Origin of the sequence: Tropicimonas sp. IMCC6043 (genome assembly GCF_004146235.1) — a bacterium.
GTDB lineage: Bacteria > Pseudomonadota > Alphaproteobacteria > Rhodobacterales > Rhodobacteraceae > Tropicimonas.
The window spans coordinates 18,559-39,648 of sequence record NZ_SELO01000004.1 but is presented as its reverse complement, the minus strand read 5'-3'; the positions used below and the strand labels follow the sequence as shown (position 1 = coordinate 39,648).

The following is a 21,090-nucleotide window of genomic DNA, read 5'->3' as shown; positions in this document are numbered from 1 at the left end:
GCCGCTATGTCGCCAGAAGCGAAATCGTCACCCAGGACACTGCCATGATCATGACCCGCCCCGCCGACCATCCCGAGATACCCGAGGAAAAGATCGGCGTGCTGTTGGCAAATCTGGGCACGCCGGACGGGACGGATTACTGGTCGATGCGCCGCTACCTGAACGAGTTTCTCAGCGACCAGCGGGTCATCGACTACCCGAAGTGGAAATGGCAGCCGCTTCTTCAACTTATCATCCTGTCGAAACGTCCGTTCAGTTCCGGTGCGGCCTATCGCTCGATCTGGAACAACGAGCTCGACGAGAGCCCGTTGATGACGATCAGCCGAGCCCAGAAGGAGGCGATCGCGGCCAATATAGCGGATCGTTTCGGCGACCGGGTCGTGGTCGACCTCTGCATGCGCTACGGCAACCCCTCGACGAAGGAGCGGGTCAAGGCGCTGATCGCGCAGGGTTGCCGGAAGATCCTGTTCCTGCCGCTCTACCCGCACTATGCCGGCGCCACTTCGGCCACGGCGAACGATCAGTTTTTCCGCGTGCTGATGCAGGAGAAATGGCAGCCGACGGCGCGCATCGTGCCGCCCTATTTCGACGAGCCGACCTATATCGACGCGCTGGCGCAGTCCGTGGAGCGCCGGTTCGCGGACATGGAGACGCCACCCGACATGCTCGTCTGCTCCTATCACGGCGTTCCGAAGCGCTACCTGATGGAGGGCGATCCCTATCACTGCCAGTGCCAGAAGACGACGCGGCTCCTGAAGGAACGACTGGGGATCGACGAAGACCGGATCTGCACGACCTTCCAGAGCCAGTTCGGACCGGAGGACTGGCTCCGGCCCTACACGGTCGACCACGTCGCCGACCTCGCGCGGGAGGGCAAGAAGCGGATCGCGGTGATCGCGCCGGCCTTCTCGGCCGATTGCATCGAGACGCTCGAGGAGATCAACGAGGAGATCCGCGAGAGTTTCGAAGAGGCGGGGGGCGAGGAATTCACGTACATTCCGTGCCTTAACGATGATCCGGCGCATATCGCGGCGCTGAGCGAGGTCATCGCGACGAATCTGCGCGGCTGGATCGAGTAAGAATCGGACGCCTGATGGCAGGGATGCCGGGATGTTCCTGGAGAACGGAAATCAGAGGATTCCGGAGCTGATCGAAACGCGATCGCTCGTGGTCTTGCCAGACGGTGCTTGCTCGTCGCTCCCTCGACGACTCAGATCTCAGGTCGCGTCATCGGCAATGTCCGCGCAGGGGACGCAGCCGCCATCAAAGAGCGCCGTCTCGGCCCCGCCTGTGCTGGCCTCGGTGCAATGCACGGCATAGCCGAGGACGATCGCCACGGCGAGCAGGGTCGGCTTGAGATTGTACAGAACGGCCTTCATCTTGCGCTCCTTTCGATGGAAACCATTCTGCTGGGGCAGGTCGCTCGCCGGCAACACACCGGCGCGTGATCTCACGCAGTGGTGACGCAGGTTACAGGCTTTCCTTCGACCGCCGGCCGGCCTAGCGTCTGCGCCATGACAGAACATGACGCGATCACCACCCACCAGGCGGCCGAGGACGCCCGCAACGACACTATCCTGATCTGGCTCAACGGCCGGGTTGTGCCGAAGCCGGAGGCGGTTGTGTCGGTCTATGACAGCGGCTTCATGCTGGGCGATGGCGTCTGGGAGGGGCTCAGGCTCTACGACGGACGCTGGGCGTTCCTCGACGAGCATCTCGACCGCCTCTTCGAGGCAGCGAAAGCCATCGATCTCGACATCGGGATGGATCGCGCCGGCGTTGCCGCGGCGCTGGAGGAGACGCGCCGTGCAAACGGCATGGAGAGCGACGCCCATGCGCGGCTTATGGTGACGCGGGGCGTGAAGAGCCGGCCGTTCCAGCACCCGTCGCTCTCGCGGCAGGGGCCGACGGTCGCGATCATCATGGAACATTCGAAGCCGTCGCTGCCGCGCCCGATCCGGCTGGCGACGGTGCCGCATATCCGCGGGCTGCCGATGAGCCAGGACCCGAAGCTCAACTCGCATTCCAAGCTCAACTGCATACTGGCCTGTATCGCCGCCGAGAAGGCTGGGGCGGACGAGGCGCTGATGTTGGACGTAAATGGCTTCGTGAACACCACCAACGCCTGCAACTTCTTCATCGTCCGAAAGGGGGAGGTTTGGACCTCCACCGGCGATTACTGCATGAACGGGATCACCCGCCAGAAGGTCATCGACCTTTGCCGGGCGAACGATATCCCAGTCTTTGAACGGAACTACTCGCTTGTCGACACCTACGGCGCCGACGAGGCGTTCCTGACCGGCACCTTCGGGGCGCAGACCCCGGTAGGCGAGATCGACGGGCGGCAGATCGGCAGCGGCGAACTTGGCCCGGTGACGGAGCGTATCCGCGGGCTCTACAAGGCGCTGGTCGCCGGGGAGTGCGACTGATGCGAATCGCGATGTGGTCCGGGCCGCGAAACCTTTCGACGGCGATGATGTATGCGTTCGACAACCGGGCGGATTGCGCGGCAATCGACGAGCCATTCTATGCCGCCTATCTCGCCGCGACCGGGCTCGACCACCCGATGCGCGAGGAGATCCTGGCCGCGCAGCCGACCGACCCGAATGAGGTGGTCTCCGCTCTCACCGGATCGGTGCCGGGCGGCAAGGCGCATTTCTACCAGAAACTCATGTGCCACCACATGGTGCCGGGCGTGCCGCGCGGCTGGATGACGGATGTGGTCAATGTCTTCCTGATCCGGCACCCGGCGCGGGTGATCGCGAGCTATGGAGCGAAGCGGGAGAACCCGTCGCTTGACGACATCGCCTTCTGGCAGCAGGCCGAGCTCTATGACCAGGTGGGCGGCATCGTGATCGACAGCCACGACATCCGCGACGATCCGGAGGGGATGCTGCGCGCGCTCTGCGCTGAAATCGGCCTCGATTTCGACCCTGCGATGCTGAACTGGCCAGCGGGTGGACGCGGTTGCGACGGCGTCTGGGCGCCGCATTGGTACAATGCCGTATGGAAGAGCACCGGATTCGCCGGGCGCGAGGGCCCGCTTCCCGAGATCCCCGCGGATCTGCGCGCCGTGTCCGACGCCGCGCTTCCGTACTACGAGCGGATGGCGGCGAAGGCGCTTCGGTCCTGACGTCAGCTTGCCGTCTTCAGATCGGCAATGAGCGCGTCGATATTGCCTCCGCGCCGGTCAAGCATGGCGCCGATCTCGGTCTTCTCGGTCAGTACCATGTTGACGCCCTCAATATACATGTTGATGAACTTTTCGCGCCCCGAGCGGTCCGAGATCACGAAGGCGACCTCGAAGGGATCCTCGCCGCGCAGGAACGCGGTGGTTTTCACCTCGACGTATTTCTTCACCGTCTTGGAACTTTCGATTTCCAGCCGTCCACCGATGAACTCGCGGAATCTCCTGCCGTATTTGCGCGAGATGTAGCCCTGGAAGGCCGCGACATAGGCGCGCTTCTGGGCGTCGGTCGCGCGGCGCCAGTCCGCTCCCAGGGATACGCCGGCGATGCTCGGTACATCAGCATATGTCACGAAGATCCGCTCGAAATCGCGATACATCGACCGCTCGGACTTGCCGGAATTGATGACGTTGTTGATATCGGCGATCAGGCTTTCGACCAGCTTGCTCGCCGATTGCGGCGTCGAGGCGTGTGCCGCCGCCGGGAGGAGGGCGGCGGCCAGTCCCAGCGTGGCGGTGCGGGCAAAAGTTCGGCGGGTCAGGTCAGTCACCATAAAATTCCTCAAACAGGTCCAGGCTTTCATCGTTCTCGGCCAGTTCGCCGCGGCTCAACTCGAAGCGCCGGTTCTGAAGGTAGATCAGGCGCGATTGGGCATAACTGTCCTCGGAATCATATAGGATCGATTCCACGGTTTCCCCATAGCGAATGCGATCCGTCGCCTCGCTCGCCCAAGTCGCCCCATTGGCTACAATACTTTGTGGCCACGGAAAGACATACCACAAGGGGTTCATAGCGAAATCCACAACGCGCCCGGCGGTATCCCGCCGGGTCGAGGGGCCGACGACTGGCAGCTCCTGATAGGGGCCTTCCGGAAAACCCCAGACATGCAGGGTTTCGCCGAAATTCGTGTCGACCTCGGGCAGACCGGCGGCGCGGGCGACATCGAACAGGCCGAGCAGGCCGACTGTGGAGTTGAGTCCGAATCGCATCGTGTTGCGCGCCGCGTCGCCAGGGCGCACCTGCAACAGGGAATTCACGATCTTGCGCGGCGTATCGAGATTGGTGCCGAAATTGCTCACCGCGATCAGCGTCGGGCTGACCGGTTTTAGTGGCGCGTCGCTTGCCTCCGTCCCGTCGCTCTCCGCGTCGCGTCCGCCGCCAAGCGATTGGTCCAACGACTTGTTGAAGGCATGAACGCGCCGGTTTGCGGTTTCGTAGGGGTCGTCGATCCCGGTCGGGATGGCCGCCGGTCCGCAGCCTGCCAGCAGCGCGATTCCGCCCAGGAGACCCGCGGCGGTGCAATGCTGACGGAAGCCCTTTCCGCGGCGGGTCGTTGTCTTTATCAAAAGCTTCATCATATTTTGCCATCCAGACCGCAAGGCGCCCCGCGCGGCCCCAAACGGGCTCAAACCTATCCGCCTCAGAGCGCGGAAACAACCGGCCGAACGTCAGGGAGACGATCAACCATGCGGGAGTCCGATATCGAGCGCGGCCGCAACGAGCTTCGCGCTGCACGGGCAGAAAGCCGGGAGCTTTTCGCTGCGGCCTTCATTTTCTCGGTCTTCGTCAACCTGCTGATGCTCACCGGCCCGCTCTACATGCTGCAGGTCTATGACCGGGTGCTGGGGTCCCGCTCCGAGGAGACGCTGATGGCGCTCTCGGTGCTTGTAGCGTTCCTCTACCTCGTCATGGGAATTCTGGATTACACGCGCGGTCGAGTCATGGCGCGGGTGGGAGCGCGGTTTCAGACGCGCCTGGACCGCCGCGTCTTTTCTGCCGTGTTGCGCAGCGAAACCGGCGCGCCCGGCAGCGAGACCACGGCATCGAGCCTGCGAGACCTTGAGATCGTTCAGAGATTCCTCGGCTCCCCCGCGCTCCTCGCTCTGTTCGACATTCCCTGGACGCCGCTCTTCATCGCCGCAATTTTCGTTTTTCACACCTGGCTCGGGGTGCTCGCTATTGTCGGAGGCGCCCTCCTCATCAGCCTCACGCTGCTCAACCAGTGGCGCACCCGCCGCCCGGCGATCGAGGCGACGCGGCTGAACCAGGCGGCCGAACGCATGTCGGACCAGATGCGGGAGGAGGCCGAATCGATCGAGGCGCTCGGCATGCGCAATGCCACGTTCGAGCGCTGGCAGACGGCGCGCGACGCGGCGCTGTCGGCCGGCCTCGGCGCGACGGACCGCGCCGGCGGCTTCACATCTGCGACCAAGGCATTTCGGCTCTTCCTGCAGTCGGCAATGCTCGGCCTCGGCGCCTATCTCGTCCTGCAGGGCGAGCTGTCCGCCGGCGCGATGATCGCCGGTTCGATCCTGCTCGGGCGCGCGTTGGCGCCGGTGGAACAGTCGATTGGTCAGTGGGAGCTGCTTCAACGCGCCAGCCGCGGCTGGCAGAACCTGTCGCGCCTCCTTGGCGAGGTGCCGCCGGTGGTCGAGCGCACGCCACTGCCGGTGCCTGCCGCGCGCCTCGAGGGCAGCCAGGTCACCGTGGTGCCGCCGGGCGAAACGCAGGCGTCCCTCCGGATGGTGAGCTTCCTTCTACCGCCCGGTCAGGCGATGGGCGTGATCGGCCCCTCGGGCTCCGGCAAGACGACGCTGGCGCGCGCGATCACCGGCGTCTGGCGCTGTGCGGGCGGCAAGATCCGGCTCGATGGCGCGGCTCTGGACCAATATGACCCCGACGTGCTGGGCAGGCACATCGGTTACCTGCCCCAGCGCATCCGGCTCTTTGACGGCACGATCGCCGAGAACATCGCCCGCCTGTCGGTCCGGCCGGACGCCGCAAAGGTCGTCGAAGCGGCCAAGAAGGCCGACGCCCATGCGATGATCCTGAAGCTGCCCCGCGGTTACGACACGCCGCTCAAGGCGGCGGCGAACCGGCTGTCGGGCGGCCAGATCCAGCGGATCGGTCTGGCGCGGGCGCTCTATGGCGATCCGCGCATCCTCGTTCTCGACGAGCCGAACTCGAACCTCGACAATGAGGGGTCCGAGGCGCTCAACCGGGCGATCCGGCAGATGAAGGCCGAGCAGCGCTCGGTTATCATCATGGCGCACCGGCCGGCGGCGATCCAGGAATGCGACCTGCTGCTCGTGCTCGACGGCGGTGTGCGGCGCGCCTTCGGACCGCGCGACGAGGTGCTGCGCGACACGGTTCAGAACGCCCGCGAGATCCAACGGGCAAAGGGTCAGGGAGGGGTCCAGTGACGCAGGTTCCAAGCGCGCGGTTTCATCTCGCCCTGGGGTTTCTGGCCCTGCTGCTGCTGGTGGGCGGCTTCGGAAGCTGGGCGGTTCTGACTAATATCTCCGGCGCGATCGTCGCCCCGGGCCAGCTCGAGGTCGACCAGAACCGGCAGGTGGTCCAGCATCTCGACGGCGGGATCGTCGACAAGGTTCTGGTCGAGGAGGGCGACACCGTCGTGGCCGGTCAGGTGATGATCGAACTCGATTCCAGCGACCTGACCTCGGAGATGACCATCGTCGAGGGCCAGCTCTTCGAACTGATGGCCCGCGTCGGAAGGCTGGTCGCGGAGCGGGATGGTTCGGAGACGATCGAATGGCCCGAGGAGTTGGTGCAGGCGGCGGCAGAGCGCGCGGAGGTCGCCGATCTGATCGACGGGCAATGGCGCCTCTTCGAGGCGCGGCGCGAAACTCTTGCCCGGGAGACCGAGCAGCTCGCGCGTCGCCGTGACCAGATCGGGAACCAGGTCGAGGGAATCGATTACCAGAGCACCGCGCTTGCAGAGCAGCTGGCGCTGATCGAACAGGAGCTGGCGGACCAGAAGACGCTTTTCGACAAGGGGCTTGCACAGGCCTCGCGGGTGCTCGCGCTACAGCGGGAGAAGGCCGAGCTCTCCGGCTCGATCGGCGAGCTGAAGGCGTCCCGTGCCGAGGCGCTCGGCCGGACGACCGAGATCGAAATCGAGATCCTCAAGCTGGAGACAAACCAGCGCGAGGAAGCGATCACCCAGCTCCGCGACCTGCAATACAACGTGCTCGAACTGGCGGAGCGCCGGCATTCACTGCGCCAGAAGCTGGCGCGGCTGGAGATCACCGCCCCGGTCGGCGGCGTGGTCTATGCCATGACGGTCAACACACCGCGCTCGGTGGTCCGCGCCGCCGATCCGGTCGCCTATATCGTGCCGCAGGACCGCCCGCTGGTGATCGCCGCGCGGATCGAGCCCGTGCATGTCGACGAGGTCCATCTCGGACAGGAGGTCGTGCTGCGCTTCCCGGCTTTCGACTCGCGCAGCACGCCGGAGCTCAGCGGCCGCGTGGTGAAGATCTCCGCCGACGCCTTCACCGACGAGCGCACCGCCGCCTCCTTCTACCGCGCCGAGATCGAGTTGACTCCGGGCGAACTCGGCAAGCTCGGCGAAGGCAAGGAAATCCTTCCCGGCATGCCAGTCGAGGCCTATATCCGGACCGGAGACCGAACGCCGCTCGCCTACCTGGTCAAGCCGTTCACGGACTATTTCAACAAGGCCTTCAGGGAGAGCTGACGGTCGAAAGGAGCGCCCCATGCCCGGAGCCATTGAAACCCGACTTGCCGAGCTCGGCGTGACCCTGCCGGACGCGCCCGCGCCCAAGGCGAACTACGTCCCCTTCGTGCGGGTCGGCGACCTTGTCCACGTTTCGGGCCAGGTCAGCAGCGGCCCGCAGGGGCTCATCGTCGGAAAGCTCGGAGCAGACATGGATGTCGCGGCCGGTGCCTCGGCGGCGCGGAGCTGTGCGATCGCTCTTCTGGCGCAATGCCGGTCGGCCTGCGATGGCGATCTCGAACGGTTGGTGCGTGTCGTCAAGCTCACCGGTTTCGTCAACTCGACTGCCGAGTTCGTGGACCAGCCGCAAGTGATCAACGGCGCCTCGGACTTCCTCGTCGAGGCACTTGGCGACGCCGGACGCCACGCCCGATCGGCCGTCTCCGCAGCGTCGCTGCCGCTTGGAGTTGCTGTCGAGATCGAGGCAATCTTCCAGACCCGCTGAGCAACGAGACGATGGCCCTGCATCCCGGTTTCCTGACCCGTCCGCTCGCCCACCGGGGGTTTCACGACCGCGCGGCCGGGCGGCCGGAAAACTCCCGCGCCGCCATCCGCGCGGCGATCGCCCGCGGCTACGGAATCGAGATCGACCTGCAGCTTTCTGCGGACGGGCAGGCGGTGGTCTTTCACGACGACACCCTTGATCGTCTGACCGACGAAGTCGGACCGGTGCGCGAGCGCCCGTTTGCCGAGCTTTCGCGGATGGTCCTGAAGGGCAGTACGGAGACGATCCCGAGCTTTTCCGACGTTCTCGATATCGTCGCCGGCCAGGTCCCTCTGCTGGTGGAGATCAAGGACCAGGACGGCGCGCTCGGGCCCGATGTCGGCGCGCTCGAGAAGGCCGCGGCCGCTGCGGCCCGGGACTATTCCGGCCCGCTCGCGTTCATGTCCTTCAATCCGCATTCGATGATCGCGCTCAAGCGCATCGCGCCGAAATGCGTGCGCGGCATGACGTCCGATGCCTTCTTGGAAGAGGACTGGCCCGATGTTCCCGCGCCGGTTCGGCAGCGGCTGTCCGGAATCCCCGACCTCGAGGCCGTGGGCGCGGCCTTTGTCAGCCATGACGCGCAGGCGCTCCGCATGCCCCGCATCGCCGAGATCAAGGCAGCCGGTCTGCCTGTCCTCTGCTGGACGATCCGGACGCCCGAAGCGGAAGCAGAGGCCCGGCGAATTGCCGACAACGTGACGTTCGAAGGCTACGAAGCGGCTTGAACCTCGCGCGCCCAGTGACAAGTCTGGAGGAGCGGAAAGTACAGGCAACATGACGGAAACCGCCATCGACATCGAGCTTCTGCCCTCGATCGCCGCAATACCGGCGTCGGAGTGGGATTCCTGTGCCTGCCCTGAGGCCGCTGACGGTTTCCGCCCGAACGACCCGTTCACCACGCATCGTTTCCTCAGAGCGCTTGAGGACAGCGGATCGGTCGGCCCCGGCACCGGCTGGCAGCCCTCCTATCTGGCCGCCCGCCGCGACGGCGAACTTGTCGCCTGCGCGCCGCTCTACGCCAAGACGCACAGCCAAGGCGAGTATGTGTTCGATCATTCCTGGGCCCATGCCTATGAGACGGCCGGCGGCGCGTATTACCCCAAGCTGCAGGTCGCTGTGCCCTTCACCCCCGTCACCGGCCGCCGCTTCCTGGCGAAACCCGATCACGAGGCGCTCGGCCTGTCGGCGCTGGTTCAGGGGGCAGTCAAGCTCGCGGCCACGAACGACGTCTCCTCGCTTCACGTCACATTCTGCACCCCGTGGGAGGCCGAAGCCGGCCGGAAGATCGGGCTCATGCACCGACGCGGTCAGCAATTCCACTGGGAGAACAATGGTTACGAGGATTTCGACGGTTTCCTCGCAGCACTTTCCTCGCGCAAGCGCAAGAACATCCGAAAGGAGCGCCGCACCGCGCAGGACTTCGGCGGACGCATCCGGCAGCTCTCCGGCGACGAGATCGCGCCGCATCACTGGGACGATATCTGGGCCTTCTACCAAGACACCGGGGCGCGGAAATGGGGCCGGCCCTATCTCACCCGCGCCTTCTTCGAGATTGCCCATGACACGCTGCGCGACGACATCCTATTGGTGCTGGCCGAGCGCGACGGTACCAACATCGCGGGCGCTCTAAATTTCATTGGCCGAACAAGGCTCTACGGCCGATACTGGGGGGCTATCGCGCATCATCCCTGCCTGCATTTCGAGATCTGCTATTATCAGGCCATCGACTACGCGATCGCGCATGGTCTCGCCACGGTCGAGGCCGGCGCGCAGGGGGAGCACAAACTGTCCCGCGGATATCTTCCGGTCGAAACCCATTCGCTGCACTGGGTGGCCGATCCGGGGTTCGAGCGGGCGATACGAGAGTTTTTGCGGGGTGAGTCCGCGGCAGTGGACGAGGAAATCGAGATCCTCACCAGCTACGGCCCGTTCCGCCAAACAGGGGAGGACCACGATTGACCCAGAAAGACTATGACCCCGCCGCCCTCGACGCGCTCCTGGCCAATGGCTGGGCGCTGACGCAGGAGAGCAAGGCACTGGAAAAGACCTTTCAGTTCCGTGACTTCATACAGGCGTTTGGCTGGATGACACGTCTTGCCATCCAGGCCGAAAAAATGAACCATCACCCCGAATGGAAAAATGTCTACCGCTCCGTCACGGTGACGCTGACAACCCATGATACGGGCTCGCTGACCGGCAAGGACATCGCACTTGCCGAGGCCATGGACAGGGAAGCGGACTGATCGCCGGTTGCCCGGCGGCAGACAGCACACGGGACCCGCGGCGCAGCCCGGGCGATGGAGGAATGCATGTCGGGGATCGTGATCTTGGGCGCCGGACAGGCCGGAGCGTCCCTCGCGGCGCGCCTGCGGAGCAAGGGCTACACGGGGCCGTTGACCCTCGTTGGCGAGGAGGACGTGCCGCCCTACCAGCGCCCGCCACTGTCGAAGGCCTATCTCCTGGGCGAAATGGAACGGGAGAGGCTCTTTCTGCGGCCCGAGTCCTTCTATGCCGAGAACGACATAACCTTGCGCACCGGTTGCCGGGTGGACGCGATCGATTGCGGTGCCCGCAGCCTCGGTCTCGGGAGCGAGTCGCTCGTCTATGACAAGCTGGCGCTGACCACAGGCGCGGTTCCGCGCCGGCTGCCGTCCGGCATAGGCGGGTCGCTCGACGGCGTTCACGTCGTGCGCACGCTGCGGGATATCGACCGGATGGCGCCCGAGATGACGGCCGGTCGCCGGCTGCTCGTCGTCGGCGGCGGGTATATCGGGCTCGAGGCGGCCGCGGTGGCGCGGAAACTCGGGCTCGACGTCGTGCTGGTGGAAGCCGCGGAGCGGATCCTGCAGCGGGTGGCGGCGCCCGAGACATCCGCCTTCTTTCGGGCGCTGCATCGGGGTCAGGGGGTGGATCTTCGCGAAGGTGTCGGGCTCGAGCGCCTGACGGGCGAAGGGCGCGTGACGGGCGCCGTACTCGGCGACGGCACGGAATTGGCCGTGGATCTCGCGATCGTCGGCATCGGCGTGACACCGGCGACCGGGCTGGCCGAGGCCGCCGGGCTCGCCATCGACAACGGAATCGCGGTAGATGCGCAGGGTCGGACGTCCGATTCCCATATCTGGTCGGCCGGCGATTGCGCCTCCTTCCCGCGGAACGGAGTGCGCATCCGGCTCGAAAGCGTGCAGAACGCCATCGACCAGGCGGAACTGGTGGCCGACAACATGCTCGGCCCCGGGGTCGCCTACGATCCGAAGATCTGGTTCTGGTCGGATCAATATGACGTCAAGTTGCAGATCGCCGGACTCAACACCGGCTATGACCGTGTCATCGTGCGGCAGGGTGAGGCTGCGGTATCGCATTGGTATTTTGCGGGCGCGCGACTGCTCGCCGTGGACGCGATGAACGACCCCCGCGCCTACATGGTCGGCAAGCGGTTGATCGATGCCGGGCGCAGTGCCGACCCGGCGGTGCTGGCCGATCCAGCGACGGACCTCAAGGCACTGCTCCGGGCATGAGGATCATCGGCGGGCAGCACCGGGGGCTGGCGCTCGCCTCGGTCGGCAAGGGCGACGCGGCGGCGCATCTTCGCCCGACATCCGACCGGGTGCGCGAAAGCCTCTTCAACCTGCTCGCCCATGCCCATGGCGATCCTGTTCCGGGTGCGCGGGTCCTCGACCTCTTCGCCGGCACCGGGGCGCTGGGGCTCGAGGCGCTGTCGCGCGGCGCGCGCCACGTGACCCTGATCGACGAAGGCGCCAAGGCGCGCGCGCTCTGCCGGGAGAATATCGAGAAGATGAGAGCCTACGGCACAACGAAGCTCTACCGGCGCGACGCCACGCGCATGGGCGAGAATCGTGGCGAAACCTTCGACCTGATCTTTCTCGACCCGCCCTATGGCAAGGGCCTGGGCGTGCGGGCCATCGCCTCTGCGTTGGCCGGCGGATGGATCGCGCCGGGTGCGATGATCGTCTGGGAAGAAAATGCGCCGCAGGAGGCGCCGGAGGGTTTCGACCTGCTCGACCGGCGCACATATGGCGACACGCATGTCACCATTCTCGGGGCGCCGGGCTGACCGTTCATCGCGTCCGCCCGGCCGGTCCGGGATCACTTCGTGGCGTCGTCCACCATCGCCCGGACATCGGCGACGAGCCCGGCGCCGTCCAGCCCACGGCTGCTGACCTCCTCCATCCACTCCGCGACAACTTCATCGCCGAGCGCCTGGATCCGAGCGGTTTCCTCGGGGCTGATCTCGGCGATCTCGTTGCCGGCCGCTGCCATCTCCGCGCGTCCGTCCTTGTCGCCAGTGTCATGCGCCTTGCCGGCCCAGGCAGAGGCCCTGAGGCCGGAATTGGCGTCGATCACTGCCTTGAGATCGTCCGGAAGGCTCTCGTATTTCTCCTTGTTCATCGCCCAGATGAAATAGAGGTTGTAGAGCGCCCGGTCGCCGGCGACGTCGGTGTGGCTGTCGGTCAGCTCGTCGAGCTTGAGCGAGGGCGACATCTCCCAGGTGATCACGCCGCCGTCGAGTACGCCCTTGGCCAGCGCCTCCGGGAAGGCCGGGACCGGCATGCCGACGGGGTTCGCGCCGAGCTTCTTCAGGAGCAGGGTAGCCGGCCGCGAAGGGCCGCGCAGGCGCAGACCGTCAAAATCCTCAAGCGTTTCCAGCGCGTTGCCCTTCTTGTGGACGATGCCCGGCCCGTGCATGTGAGCGGCGAAGACGTGAACGTCGGCAAAATCGTCCATCAGGTATTTCTGGGTGAAGTTCCAGGCCGCGATTGAGGAGAGCTCGCCCGATTTCGGCATCATGAAGGGCAGTTCCAGCGCCTCTGCCTCCGGGAAGCGACCCGGCTGGTAGCCGGGGATGACCCAGCCGCCGTCGATCACGCCGTCGCGGATCATGTCGTACTGGCTCTGCGCCTTCCCCCCGAGCGCCATCAACGGGTAGATCTCGACCTTGATCCGACCGTTCGACTGCGCCTCGACCGCCTCCGCCCAGGGCTCGATGAAGTAGGTCGGGTTGGCGGATTTCGGCGACACGAAATGCTGAAAGCGCAGCGTCACCTCCTGTGCCGAAGCGAAGCCGGCGCTCGTGGCGAGCGCCGCGGCCAGGGTGAGGCTACGAAGGGTGATGGGCACGAGGGCGTCTCCTGTCGTGTTTCTCATCAGCGCGCTCCAATCGGAGCGCCGGCCGTATTTACTTTAGGGACGGAGCGGCGACAACCACCGCCAGCGTTCACTCCCAGGTCGGGTGGAACTTTCCCGCGGGCGAGAGGGTGAAGATCTCGAAGCCGTCGGCGGTCACGCCGATGGAGTGCTCGAACTGCGCCGAGAGCGACTTGTCGCGAGTCACGGCGGTCCAGTCGTCAGCGAGGACCTTGGTCTCCGGCCGGCCGAGATTGACCATCGGCTCGATGGTGAAGATCATGCCCTCCTCGAGCACCGGCCCGGTGCCCGGCCGGCCGTAATGGAGCACGTTGGGCGGCGCGTGGAAGACGCGGCCCAGCCCGTGGCCGCAGAAATCGCGCACGACGCTCATCCGATGTGCCTCGACATAGCTCTGGATCGCGTGGCCGATGTCGCCGAAAGTCGCGCCGGGACGGACGGCTTCGATGCCCTTGAACAAACCGTCATGCGTGACCTGGATGAGGCGCTCCGCCTTCCGTGGCAGCTTGCCGGCGACATACATCCGGCTTGTGTCGCCGAACCAGCCGTCGACGATCACGGTGACGTCGATATTCAGGATATCGCCATCGTGGAGCGTCTTGTCGCCCGGGATGCCGTGGCAGACGACGTGGTTGACCGAAATGCAGGTCGCGTGCTGGTAACCCTTGTAGCCGATCGTGGCCGAGGTGGCGCCTGCTTCCGTGATCATCTCCTCGACCGCCTTGTCGATGGCGGCGGTGGATTGCCCGGGAATGACGAGCGGCGCGACCCTGTCGAGAATCTCTGCGGCCAGCCGGCCCGCCTTGGCCATGCCGGGGAAATCCGACACGCTGTCATAGAGCCGGATGCCGTCCTTGGTCAGCTGTGCGCTGGTGTCGTCCACTTCGTCCTCGGTCTCGTCTGTCGCTTCAGGCGAAACATAATGTTCCCGAAAGAAAATTGCCAGACAGGCTGTCCGGTCACGTCAGCCGGTCGCGCGGGCCGCCTGTGACTCCATGGAGTCGTTCACGAATCTGGCGATCTTGTAGTAGCCGGCGCGGGTGTCGTCGTCGCTGTCCTGGGAATCCTCGAGCGCGAGCAGGCGGTCGAGATCGACGAGGCTGGCCTAGGGCGCGCGGGCGCAGGACTCGGCGCGCATCCGGTCGCTCGGGCCGGACTCCGGCAGGAAAGCGGGACCAAATGGCGGCTTGATGCGGGAAACCGTGGTCGCATAGGATCCGATCGTCACGGTAACCCCGGACGGAAGGCGACGGATGCGCTCCCATCGCAGGACCAAGAGGACATGCTTAACCGGCCTCATCGCCGGTCTCCTCGCGATTCTGTCGATGACCGTGCAGGCCGTCCTCTATGTCGACCATATCGGCGCCGTCGCGGCGAAATCGATCGCAGGCGGCGGTCCGGACCCGCGCTACGGTTTTCTCGAGATCTGCTCGGGCAACGGCGTCGAACTGATCCGGTTCGACGGCAGCCCGGCCGCTTCGCCGCACGACTGCCCGGTCTGCGAGAATGCCAGCATGATGGCGTTCGACTCGCCGGCAGCCCTTCCGGCCCCCGATCTCTGTCTCGTCGACGTCGCTTTGACGTGGTCGTTGCCCCGCAGCACCGATCAGGCGCAGGGGCATTTTCCCGGCAGGAAACCGATCCGCGCGCCGCCGGTCGCCGCCTGACCCGACCGGGCTTTCACCCCGGATCGTGCGTACGTTCCACGGCGCTGACCATCGGGGCAAATGACCCATTCGCGTAGTCCCGCCGCCCGGCGGCCCGTTCCCCGATCACCGGGGGACCGGCTGGGCGTGGCGAGGGGCAACCGGCGACATAGAACTTCGAAGGAAAACCTCATGAATCGTCGCGATTTCCTCGTGACCGGCTCCACCGGAGCCATCCTCGCCGCTGCCGGAACGGCCGGCGCACAGGGCAGCATGCCGATGCAGAGCCCCTGGGACTGGACCGATGAACACGGTCCGGCCAGCTTCCTCAGGACCGACCCAGACCCGCTGGAGAACGAGTTCGAGAAATATCCGCGCTGCCCCTATTGCGGCATGGTGCGCGAGATGTGGAGCCACACAAGGCACCTGATCGTCTATGAGGACGATGCGGTTGACGGCACCTGTTCGCTGCATTGCGCGGCGATCAGCCTGTCGATCAACATGGATCGCGGACCCAAGACGATCTATGCCGGCGATGCCGGGGCCGATGCCGAGATCAAGCCGCTCGCAGACAGCGCCGGGATGACCTACGTCATCGACCCGAGCAAGATGGGCACCATGACCAGGGTCTCGAAATGGGCCTATGCCGACCCTGACAAGGCCGAGGCGGCCGCGTCCGCGGCGGCGGATGCCCGCATGGTCGGTTTCGACGACGCGTTGCGGCTGGCCTTCGCCAGTATGGCCGAAGACACGATTGCCATCCGCAAGCGCCGTGCCGAGCGCCGCGCCCGCTCCACCCAGTAACTCAACAGCCCCTGGACCCGCCTGGCCCGGCGCCGGGCGGGTGTTTCCCCGAGCGAAGGAGAGACCGACATGTGCGGCCAGTCCAATCACCGCCCGAGCCGCCGCCGCGTGCTCGCCACCCTTCCCGCCGCCGCGCTCCTGAGCGGCTTCGGCCTCGGTGCCGCCCGTGCCGACGCACCAGGGATCGATCTGCCCGCGCCGGGGCCGCGCGACACCTGTCCGGTCTGCGGCATGTTCGTCGCCAGGTATCCCGAGTGGGTCGCCACAATCCTATGGGACGACGGCGAGGCGGTGCATTTCGACGGGGCCAAGGATTTCTTCAAGTATCTTCAGGACCTGGAAAAGTACGCTCCCGGCCGCAGCCCCGCCGGGATCGCCGGTATGGGGGTGACGGAGTATTACGGGTTGACCCTGATCGATGCGGGGCAGGCGGTTTACGTGATCGGATCCGACGTGTTGGGGCCGATGGGCCACGAGCTGGTGCCTCTGGCCAATGCGGCGGATGTGGCAGAGTTCTTCGAGGATCACGACGGCAAGCGACAGGTCACATTCTCCGAGGTCACGCCTCCGTTGCTGGCGGATCTCGACCGGGGGCGTTTCAAATGAGTGGGCGCGCGCCGTTGCCGCGCGCCACCCGGAGGCTGCGGCTGGTCCTCGCTCTGTTCGGCGCCGGATTGGCGGCACTGGCGCTGGAGGCGGCCCATGCAAGGCTTTCCCGCCCCGCCGCGGAACTGCGCATGGCAGCCTCGGCAGAGCTTGTGCGGGCCGCCGGCCTTACGGATCTCGCGCTCTTCACAGAGGCACGCCACAGCCGCAATCCGGCGCTGGCCGATCTGCACACGGCCTTTCAGGACGCGCCGATGTCCTTCGGGCATTTCCCGTCAGGCAGCTTCGCGCCGCGCCCTGCCGCGGGTTTCGGCAAGGGCACGCTGGGCTTCGACGCCGACGAGGTGCGCCGATGACACCGGGTCTCCGTCGCCAGCGGGCGCTGGCCGAATACACGCTCGCCGCGATGGCGCGGCGGCGCGGGAAGAATATCGGGCTCGTGGCGGTCTATGCCGCGGTGGTCTTCTTCGTCGCTTCGGCGATGCTTTTCTCGGCGGCGCTGCGCCGGGAGGCCGCGATCGTCCTCTCGGAGGCACCGGAACTGGTAGTCCAGAACCTGCTCATGGGGCGGCACGAGCTGATGCCCGGCGCGGCGGTCGAGACGCTCGCCGGTATCCGCGGTGTGGCCGGCGCCCAGGGCCGGCTCTGGGGCTATTTCTACGACCGCGTGAACGGCGCGAACTATACCCTGATGGTTCCGTTTGATCCCGCGCTCATACCGCCTGCCGGCGCGGCGATCTTCGGAGAGGCGATCCCGCGCACGCGCGACCACCCCTGGCTTGGCGCGCCGCTGTTTCTGAGCCGCCACCCCGGCGATCTGGTGCGCTTCAACGCGGCCGGGCAGCTCACCGCCGCGCAGGGGTTGGTGTCGAGCGATCTGATCCTGATCGGCGAGGCGGATTTCCGGGCGTTTTTCGGGCTGCCGCCGGAGGTCTATACAGACATCGCGGTCACGATCCGCAACCCGCGCGAGATTGACACCATCGTGCAGAAGGCCGAGGCGCTCCTGCCCGATGCCCGCTTCGTCACCCGCGACGAGATCCTGCGCACCTATCAGAAAATCTTCTCCTGGCGCGAAGGAATCCTGGTGGCGCTGGCCGGCGCCTCGATCCTCGCCTTCGCGATCTTCGCTGCCGAGAAGGCGTCGGGGCTATCGGCCGACGAGGCACGCGAGATCGGCATTCTCAAGGCGATCGGCTGGGATATGCGGGACGTCATCGCGATGAAGCTCTGGGAGGGTGGGCTGGTCTCGGTCGGTGCCTTCCTCGCCGGAACGGTGGCGGCCTATCTGCATGTCTTCGCGTTCGGCGCGGCACTCTTCGCGCCGGTCCTCAAGGGCTGGTCGGTGATCTATCCCGACTTCCCGCTTGCCCCGGAGATCGACGGCATCGAGATGACCGCGCTCTTCTTCCTGACCGTTCTGCCCTACCTGGCGGCAACGCTGGTGCCGATCTGGCGCATCGCCAGCGCCGATCCCGACCAGGTCATGCGATGAGGTGCCGAGGATGATTTCCCTTCGATCCGTTACCAAGCTCTACAACGAGGGGCGCCCCAACGAACTCCGCGCGCTGAGCGATGTGAGCTTGGAGATCGGCCGCGATGCGGTCACCGTGTTCAAGGGGCCCTCCGGGTCGGGCAAGACAACGCTACTGTCGATCGTCGGCTGCATGGCGCGCCCGACCTCGGGCCGGGTCCTGGTGGACGGCCGCATGGTCTCGGGCCTTCCCGAGACCTTCCTGACCGAGGAGCGGCGCAGCACCTTCGGATTTGTTTTTCAGCGTTTCAATCTGATCCGTGGCCTGACCGTGGCCGAGAACGTGGCGCTGCCGGCCGCGCCGCTCGGCCCTGATCCGCGCGCCCTCGCGGCGCGGATCGAGACGCGGCTGGAAGCGCTCGACCTCGCCGACAAGGCGGACACGCCGGTCGAACATCTCTCGGGCGGCGAGATGCAGCGCGCGGCGATCGCGCGCGCGCTCATCAACGACGCGCCGGTTCTGATCGCCGACGAACCGACGGCCAATCTCGATACCGACCTGACGCATCGCTTTCTCGATATCGTCGCCGACCTGCGCGCCGAAGGGCGCAGCGTGATCCTCTCGAGTCACGATCCGCGGATCTGGCAATCCGACCTCGTCGACCGGGTTGTCGGCATGGCAGACGGTCGTCTGGCGGAGGTGGCGGCATGATCCTGCAAACCCCGATCCTCGCTCTCCTGCTGGCGGCCGCGCTCTCGAACGCCGTTGCGCTCTGGACCGCCTGGTTCGGCCTCCGCGTGCTGCGCGGATGGGACATCGCCTCGGGCAGCCGCGCGCAGCTCCGGCTGGAACGCCGGACCGGACTCGCCTCGACGCTGTTCGGCTTCGTGATGCTGATCCAGATCGCGGCGCTGCTGCTCTTCGTCTTCAACGCCGACCGGATGGCCACGCTCTTTGTCGGCGCGATGTGCGCGGTGGGCACGCTGAATGTGAACGCCTACGGCTTTCCGGCGCTCTACCTCAAGATTGCGGTGTTCTTCGCGGCCAGCCTGTGGCTGATCCTCGATCGCGTGGACCGGCAAGGGCGGGACTACCCGCTCACCCGCCTGAAATTTTCCGGCGCACTGCTGATCGCGCCGCTCGTGCTGACCGGCGCCGGGACGGAGCTGGCCTTTTTCCTCGGGTTGAAAACGGATGTGATCACTTCGTGCTGCTCGAAGATGTTCACCCCGGCCAATGACGGGATCGCCGCAGAGATGACCGGGACCGCACCGGCGACGGCGCTCTGGTTCCTTGGGCTGGCGGGCGTGGCAGTGGCAGCCACCGGCACGGTCAGCCTCGCCGCGGCGCGGCTCCAGTGGCTCTTCGCCCTTGCCGGCGGAGTTTTCTTCGCCGCGGCGCTCACCGCCATCGTCTCGGTGATCTCGCTCTATGTGTACGACCACCCGAACCACCATTGCCCGTTCTGCCTTCTGCAGCGGGAATATGGCTATGTCGGCTATGCCCTGTACGTGCCGCTCTTTGCCGGCACCGCGCTTGCGATGGGCGCCGGGCTCCTGTCGCTCTTCGCCGGGACCGGAAGCCTGGCGACGGTCCTGCCCGGAGCGCTGCGCCGGCTGGTGTGGGCTTCCCTCATCTGTCACGGCCTCTTCGGCGCGGTCGTTCTTTCAGTGATTGCCACGTCGCGGCTCGTGCTCTTCGGGTAAGCCGAGGGTGTCACCCAATACAGGCCAGTAGCCTCTGTGCCTCGGAGGCGATTTCGCCTTTGCCGCGTTGGCGCACCGGCTGCGGTGGATCCCGCACCAGAGCGACGCGGCCCGGCGACGACGTGAGGAGAACGATCCGTTCGGCAATCCGCGCCGCCTCCTGCGCGTCATGGGTGATCAGCAGCGCAGTCGCGCCGTCCTGCTCCACCTGGTCGCGCACCAGCGCATGCATCTGCCGGGCCAACTGCGCGTCGAGCGCTCCGAACGGTTCGTCGAGCAGCAGCAGGTCGGGCTCGACCACCAGCGCCCGCGCGAGCGCCACCCGCTGGCGCATTCCGCCCGAGAGCTGGCGCGGGAACTTTGTCGCATCCTCGGCGGTCAGGCCGACGCGCGCCAGCATCGCCGCCGCCCGGTCACGCCGTTCGGCCGCCGGCAGGCCCTCCGCCTTCAGCGCGAAGGCGACATTTGCCAGGGCCGTGCGCCATGGGAGCAACAGCGGGTCCTGGAACATGATGGCGGACCGGCGGCACCGCCGCTCGACCTCTCCCGCGTTCGGACTCAACAGCCCGGCCGCCAGCAGCATCAGCGTGCTCTTGCCGCAGCCCGACGGCCCCATCAGAGCGGTCACGCGGCCCGTCGGCACGTCGAAGCCGATGTCCTCCAGCACCGCAGTGGCGCCATAGGCGAAGGCGATTCCGTCAAATCCGAGCGCGGCCATGCTCATCCCGCCCGTCCCCCGGTATCGGTGCGCCAGAGCTCCATGTGGCGGCGCAGGCGGCGCAGCAGCAGATGGTCCACCGTTATGAGCACGGCCACCACGACGACCACCCAGGCCATCGTTTCGGCCGTGTCGACCCGTGCCCGGGCGCCGGCGATCCCGTCGCCGATGCCGCCCGCGCCGGAGAGCAGTTCGGCCATCACCGAGACCTTCCATGACATCGCCAGCGCGGCGGCCAGGGCGGGGAAGAGATGACTGAACATGTGCGGGCCGTAGACGTCGAGCGCCATGGCAGCCGGTGGTGCGCGGAAGGCCCGCGCCATGCGGGCGAGGTCGCCATCGAGACTGCGAGCGCCCTGAACGGCGGCGGCGAAGATCAGCGGCCCGGTGGCGATGGCGACCGTGAAGATCACCGCCGACGCGCCGCCGAACCAGAGCAGCGCCAGCACGATCCAGGCAATCGACGGGATGCCGAGAAGCACCACAGAGACCGGTTGCAGCATGTGACGTATCCCGGCGCGCAGCCCCGCAGCGGTGCCGGCAAGCGTCCCGATCACGGCCCCCAGCAGCCAGCCGGCGCCGGCATGGGCCGCTGTTGCGGCAAGCGCCGGGCCAACGGTGCCGTCGCGGAGGAGACGCCACAGGGTTCGGGCGGTCTCGTCCAGCCCCGGCAGCACGATGGCGCCATAGGCACGATGCCCGGCTTCCCACAGGGCGAGCAGGGCGAGGATCCCGATGGCGCCATAGACCCGCGCCAAGC

General features: G+C 66.4%; 26 protein-coding genes. 18 read left to right on the top strand and 8 right to left on the bottom strand.

Annotated features, from left to right (window positions below):
- The first annotated feature begins 44 nt into the window (after positions 1 to 44).
- On the top strand, positions 45 to 1,079 hold the full coding sequence (gene hemH / locus EU800_RS06175; protein ID WP_129629663.1) for a ferrochelatase: 1,035 nt from the start codon (positions 45 to 47) through the stop codon (positions 1,077 to 1,079).
- A gap of 138 nt (positions 1,080 to 1,217) precedes the next feature.
- On the opposite strand, the gene EU800_RS26735 is transcribed toward hemH, so the two are convergent.
- Positions 1,218 to 1,379, bottom strand: a complete 162-nt coding sequence (locus tag EU800_RS26735) for a hypothetical protein (RefSeq protein WP_165354576.1) — start codon at positions 1,377 to 1,379, stop codon at positions 1,218 to 1,220.
- A gap of 135 nt (positions 1,380 to 1,514) precedes the next feature.
- Here EU800_RS26735 and EU800_RS06170 point away from each other — a divergent pair, with 135 nt between their 5' ends.
- The gene (locus EU800_RS06170; protein WP_129629661.1) at positions 1,515 to 2,429 is read left to right on the top strand and encodes a D-amino acid aminotransferase; all 915 of its coding nucleotides are present in this window, start codon (positions 1,515 to 1,517) and stop codon (positions 2,427 to 2,429) included.
- Positions 2,429 to 3,133 carry an HAD family hydrolase gene (locus tag EU800_RS06165; RefSeq protein WP_129629659.1) on the top strand — a complete coding sequence of 235 codons (705 nt, stop codon included), beginning with the start codon at positions 2,429 to 2,431 and terminating at the stop codon, positions 3,131 to 3,133. Before EU800_RS06170 ends, EU800_RS06165 begins: the two co-directional genes overlap by 1 nt.
- Before the next feature lie 2 nt (positions 3,134 to 3,135).
- Here EU800_RS06165 and EU800_RS06160 read toward each other — a convergent pair whose 3' ends face one another.
- Positions 3,136 to 3,741, bottom strand: coding sequence for a phospholipid-binding protein MlaC (locus tag EU800_RS06160; protein WP_129629657.1), 606 nt, complete (start codon positions 3,739 to 3,741; stop codon positions 3,136 to 3,138).
- Positions 3,731 to 4,543, bottom strand: a complete 813-nt coding sequence (locus tag EU800_RS06155; RefSeq protein ID WP_129629655.1) for a VacJ family lipoprotein — start codon at positions 4,541 to 4,543, stop codon at positions 3,731 to 3,733. The genes EU800_RS06160 and EU800_RS06155 overlap by 11 nt, the downstream gene beginning before the upstream one ends.
- A 111-nt stretch (positions 4,544 to 4,654) precedes the next feature.
- Between EU800_RS06155 and EU800_RS06150 the strand changes: the two genes are divergently transcribed.
- The 8 genes from EU800_RS06150 to rsmD all read left to right on the top strand — a co-directional run bounded on the left by EU800_RS06150 (position 4,655) and on the right by rsmD (position 12,284).
- Positions 4,655 to 6,391: a type I secretion system permease/ATPase gene (locus EU800_RS06150; RefSeq protein ID WP_129629653.1), complete on the top strand. Its 1,737-nt coding sequence runs from the start codon at positions 4,655 to 4,657 to the stop codon at positions 6,389 to 6,391.
- Positions 6,388 to 7,686 (top strand): HlyD family type I secretion periplasmic adaptor subunit, encoded by a 1,299-nt coding sequence (locus EU800_RS06145; protein WP_129629651.1) that lies wholly within the window; start codon positions 6,388 to 6,390, stop codon positions 7,684 to 7,686. Before EU800_RS06150 ends, EU800_RS06145 begins: the two co-directional genes overlap by 4 nt.
- 19 nt (positions 7,687 to 7,705) lie before the next feature.
- Positions 7,706 to 8,170, top strand: a complete 465-nt coding sequence (locus EU800_RS06140) for a RidA family protein (RefSeq protein WP_129629649.1) — start codon at positions 7,706 to 7,708, stop codon at positions 8,168 to 8,170.
- 11 nt (positions 8,171 to 8,181) lie between these two features.
- Complete coding sequence (locus EU800_RS06135; RefSeq protein ID WP_129629647.1) at positions 8,182 to 8,937, top strand: glycerophosphodiester phosphodiesterase family protein; 756 nt, start codon at positions 8,182 to 8,184, stop codon at positions 8,935 to 8,937.
- A 49-nt stretch (positions 8,938 to 8,986) separates the two neighbouring features.
- Entirely contained in the window at positions 8,987 to 10,171 is a 1,185-nt protein-coding gene (locus EU800_RS06130; RefSeq protein ID WP_129629645.1) for a GNAT family N-acetyltransferase, read from the top strand.
- Complete coding sequence (locus EU800_RS06125; RefSeq protein WP_129629643.1) at positions 10,168 to 10,455, top strand: 4a-hydroxytetrahydrobiopterin dehydratase; 288 nt, start codon at positions 10,168 to 10,170, stop codon at positions 10,453 to 10,455. The genes EU800_RS06130 and EU800_RS06125 overlap by 4 nt, the downstream gene beginning before the upstream one ends.
- 66 nt (positions 10,456 to 10,521) lie before the next feature.
- On the top strand, positions 10,522 to 11,727 hold the full coding sequence (locus EU800_RS06120) for an NAD(P)/FAD-dependent oxidoreductase (protein WP_129629641.1): 1,206 nt from the start codon (positions 10,522 to 10,524) through the stop codon (positions 11,725 to 11,727).
- Positions 11,724 to 12,284 (top strand): 16S rRNA (guanine(966)-N(2))-methyltransferase RsmD, encoded by a 561-nt coding sequence (rsmD, locus tag EU800_RS06115; protein WP_129629639.1) that lies wholly within the window; start codon positions 11,724 to 11,726, stop codon positions 12,282 to 12,284. The genes EU800_RS06120 and rsmD overlap by 4 nt, the downstream gene beginning before the upstream one ends.
- A 32-nt stretch (positions 12,285 to 12,316) precedes the next feature.
- On the opposite strand, the gene EU800_RS06110 is transcribed toward rsmD, so the two are convergent.
- The 3 genes from EU800_RS06110 to EU800_RS06100 all read right to left on the bottom strand — a co-directional run bounded on the left by EU800_RS06110 (position 12,317) and on the right by EU800_RS06100 (position 14,675).
- The gene (locus EU800_RS06110) at positions 12,317 to 13,375 is read right to left on the bottom strand and encodes a TRAP transporter substrate-binding protein (RefSeq protein WP_129629637.1); all 1,059 of its coding nucleotides are present in this window, start codon (positions 13,373 to 13,375) and stop codon (positions 12,317 to 12,319) included.
- Between the two features lie 70 nt (positions 13,376 to 13,445).
- Positions 13,446 to 14,258 (bottom strand): type I methionyl aminopeptidase, encoded by an 813-nt coding sequence (gene map, locus EU800_RS06105; RefSeq protein ID WP_242500418.1) that lies wholly within the window; start codon positions 14,256 to 14,258, stop codon positions 13,446 to 13,448.
- 222 nt (positions 14,259 to 14,480) lie between these two features.
- Positions 14,481 to 14,675, bottom strand: a complete 195-nt coding sequence (locus EU800_RS06100) for a hypothetical protein (protein WP_129629635.1) — start codon at positions 14,673 to 14,675, stop codon at positions 14,481 to 14,483.
- 25 nt (positions 14,676 to 14,700) lie between these two features.
- On the opposite strand from EU800_RS06100, the gene EU800_RS06095 reads away from it, so the two are divergent.
- From EU800_RS06095 to EU800_RS06065, 7 genes are all read left to right on the top strand, one after another.
- Positions 14,701 to 15,042: a hypothetical protein gene (locus EU800_RS06095; protein ID WP_129629633.1), complete on the top strand. Its 342-nt coding sequence runs from the start codon at positions 14,701 to 14,703 to the stop codon at positions 15,040 to 15,042.
- A 171-nt stretch (positions 15,043 to 15,213) separates the two neighbouring features.
- Positions 15,214 to 15,825, top strand: coding sequence for a nitrous oxide reductase accessory protein NosL (locus EU800_RS06090; RefSeq protein WP_129629631.1), 612 nt, complete (start codon positions 15,214 to 15,216; stop codon positions 15,823 to 15,825).
- Between the two features lie 69 nt (positions 15,826 to 15,894).
- Positions 15,895 to 16,431, top strand: a complete 537-nt coding sequence (locus EU800_RS06085; protein ID WP_129629629.1) for a nitrous oxide reductase accessory protein NosL — start codon at positions 15,895 to 15,897, stop codon at positions 16,429 to 16,431.
- Positions 16,428 to 16,787, top strand: coding sequence for a hypothetical protein (locus EU800_RS06080; protein ID WP_207209863.1), 360 nt, complete (start codon positions 16,428 to 16,430; stop codon positions 16,785 to 16,787). Before EU800_RS06085 ends, EU800_RS06080 begins: the two co-directional genes overlap by 4 nt.
- Entirely contained in the window at positions 16,784 to 17,926 is a 1,143-nt protein-coding gene (locus tag EU800_RS06075; RefSeq protein ID WP_129629627.1) for an ABC transporter permease, read from the top strand. The genes EU800_RS06080 and EU800_RS06075 overlap by 4 nt, the downstream gene beginning before the upstream one ends.
- 10 nt (positions 17,927 to 17,936) lie before the next feature.
- Positions 17,937 to 18,617 (top strand): ABC transporter ATP-binding protein, encoded by a 681-nt coding sequence (locus EU800_RS06070; RefSeq protein ID WP_129629625.1) that lies wholly within the window; start codon positions 17,937 to 17,939, stop codon positions 18,615 to 18,617.
- Complete coding sequence (locus EU800_RS06065; RefSeq protein ID WP_129629623.1) at positions 18,614 to 19,612, top strand: hypothetical protein; 999 nt, start codon at positions 18,614 to 18,616, stop codon at positions 19,610 to 19,612. Before EU800_RS06070 ends, EU800_RS06065 begins: the two co-directional genes overlap by 4 nt.
- Positions 19,613 to 19,622: 10 nt before the next feature.
- Here the strand turns inward: EU800_RS06065 and EU800_RS06060 are convergent, their stop codons facing one another.
- Both EU800_RS06060 and EU800_RS06055 read right to left on the bottom strand, forming a co-directional pair.
- Positions 19,623 to 20,336 carry an ABC transporter ATP-binding protein gene (locus tag EU800_RS06060; protein WP_129629621.1) on the bottom strand — a complete coding sequence of 238 codons (714 nt, stop codon included), beginning with the start codon at positions 20,334 to 20,336 and terminating at the stop codon, positions 19,623 to 19,625.
- Positions 20,333 to 21,088, bottom strand: a complete 756-nt coding sequence (locus EU800_RS06055) for an ABC transporter permease (protein ID WP_242500417.1) — start codon at positions 21,086 to 21,088, stop codon at positions 20,333 to 20,335. Before EU800_RS06055 ends, EU800_RS06060 begins: the two co-directional genes overlap by 4 nt.
- Positions 21,089 to 21,090: the final 2 nt, after the last annotated feature.

What these genes read in the sequence shown, in the direction of transcription:
- hemH (WP_129629663.1), top strand. Translation starts at nt 45, where the DNA reads ATGATCATGACCCGCCCCGCCGACCATCCCGAGATACCCGAGGAAAAG.
- EU800_RS26735 (WP_165354576.1), bottom strand. Translation starts at nt 1,379, where the DNA reads ATGAAGGCCGTTCTGTACAATCTCAAGCCGACCCTGCTCGCCGTGGCG.
- EU800_RS06170 (WP_129629661.1), top strand. Translation starts at nt 1,515, where the DNA reads ATGACAGAACATGACGCGATCACCACCCACCAGGCGGCCGAGGACGCC.
- EU800_RS06165 (WP_129629659.1), top strand. Translation starts at nt 2,429, where the DNA reads ATGCGAATCGCGATGTGGTCCGGGCCGCGAAACCTTTCGACGGCGATG.
- EU800_RS06160 (WP_129629657.1), bottom strand. Translation starts at nt 3,741, where the DNA reads ATGGTGACTGACCTGACCCGCCGAACTTTTGCCCGCACCGCCACGCTG.
- EU800_RS06155 (WP_129629655.1), bottom strand. Translation starts at nt 4,543, where the DNA reads ATGAAGCTTTTGATAAAGACAACGACCCGCCGCGGAAAGGGCTTCCGT.
- EU800_RS06150 (WP_129629653.1), top strand. Translation starts at nt 4,655, where the DNA reads ATGCGGGAGTCCGATATCGAGCGCGGCCGCAACGAGCTTCGCGCTGCA.
- EU800_RS06140 (WP_129629649.1), top strand. Translation starts at nt 7,706, where the DNA reads ATGCCCGGAGCCATTGAAACCCGACTTGCCGAGCTCGGCGTGACCCTG.
- EU800_RS06135 (WP_129629647.1), top strand. Translation starts at nt 8,182, where the DNA reads ATGGCCCTGCATCCCGGTTTCCTGACCCGTCCGCTCGCCCACCGGGGG.
- EU800_RS06130 (WP_129629645.1), top strand. Translation starts at nt 8,987, where the DNA reads ATGACGGAAACCGCCATCGACATCGAGCTTCTGCCCTCGATCGCCGCA.
- EU800_RS06120 (WP_129629641.1), top strand. Translation starts at nt 10,522, where the DNA reads ATGTCGGGGATCGTGATCTTGGGCGCCGGACAGGCCGGAGCGTCCCTC.
- rsmD (WP_129629639.1), top strand. Translation starts at nt 11,724, where the DNA reads ATGAGGATCATCGGCGGGCAGCACCGGGGGCTGGCGCTCGCCTCGGTC.
- EU800_RS06110 (WP_129629637.1), bottom strand. Translation starts at nt 13,375, where the DNA reads ATGAGAAACACGACAGGAGACGCCCTCGTGCCCATCACCCTTCGTAGC.
- EU800_RS06100 (WP_129629635.1), bottom strand. Translation starts at nt 14,675, where the DNA reads ATGAGGCCGGTTAAGCATGTCCTCTTGGTCCTGCGATGGGAGCGCATC.
- EU800_RS06095 (WP_129629633.1), top strand. Translation starts at nt 14,701, where the DNA reads ATGACCGTGCAGGCCGTCCTCTATGTCGACCATATCGGCGCCGTCGCG.
- EU800_RS06090 (WP_129629631.1), top strand. Translation starts at nt 15,214, where the DNA reads ATGAATCGTCGCGATTTCCTCGTGACCGGCTCCACCGGAGCCATCCTC.
- EU800_RS06085 (WP_129629629.1), top strand. Translation starts at nt 15,895, where the DNA reads ATGTGCGGCCAGTCCAATCACCGCCCGAGCCGCCGCCGCGTGCTCGCC.
- EU800_RS06080 (WP_207209863.1), top strand. Translation starts at nt 16,428, where the DNA reads ATGAGTGGGCGCGCGCCGTTGCCGCGCGCCACCCGGAGGCTGCGGCTG.
- EU800_RS06075 (WP_129629627.1), top strand. Translation starts at nt 16,784, where the DNA reads ATGACACCGGGTCTCCGTCGCCAGCGGGCGCTGGCCGAATACACGCTC.
- EU800_RS06070 (WP_129629625.1), top strand. Translation starts at nt 17,937, where the DNA reads ATGATTTCCCTTCGATCCGTTACCAAGCTCTACAACGAGGGGCGCCCC.
- EU800_RS06065 (WP_129629623.1), top strand. Translation starts at nt 18,614, where the DNA reads ATGATCCTGCAAACCCCGATCCTCGCTCTCCTGCTGGCGGCCGCGCTC.
- EU800_RS06060 (WP_129629621.1), bottom strand. Translation starts at nt 20,336, where the DNA reads ATGAGCATGGCCGCGCTCGGATTTGACGGAATCGCCTTCGCCTATGGC.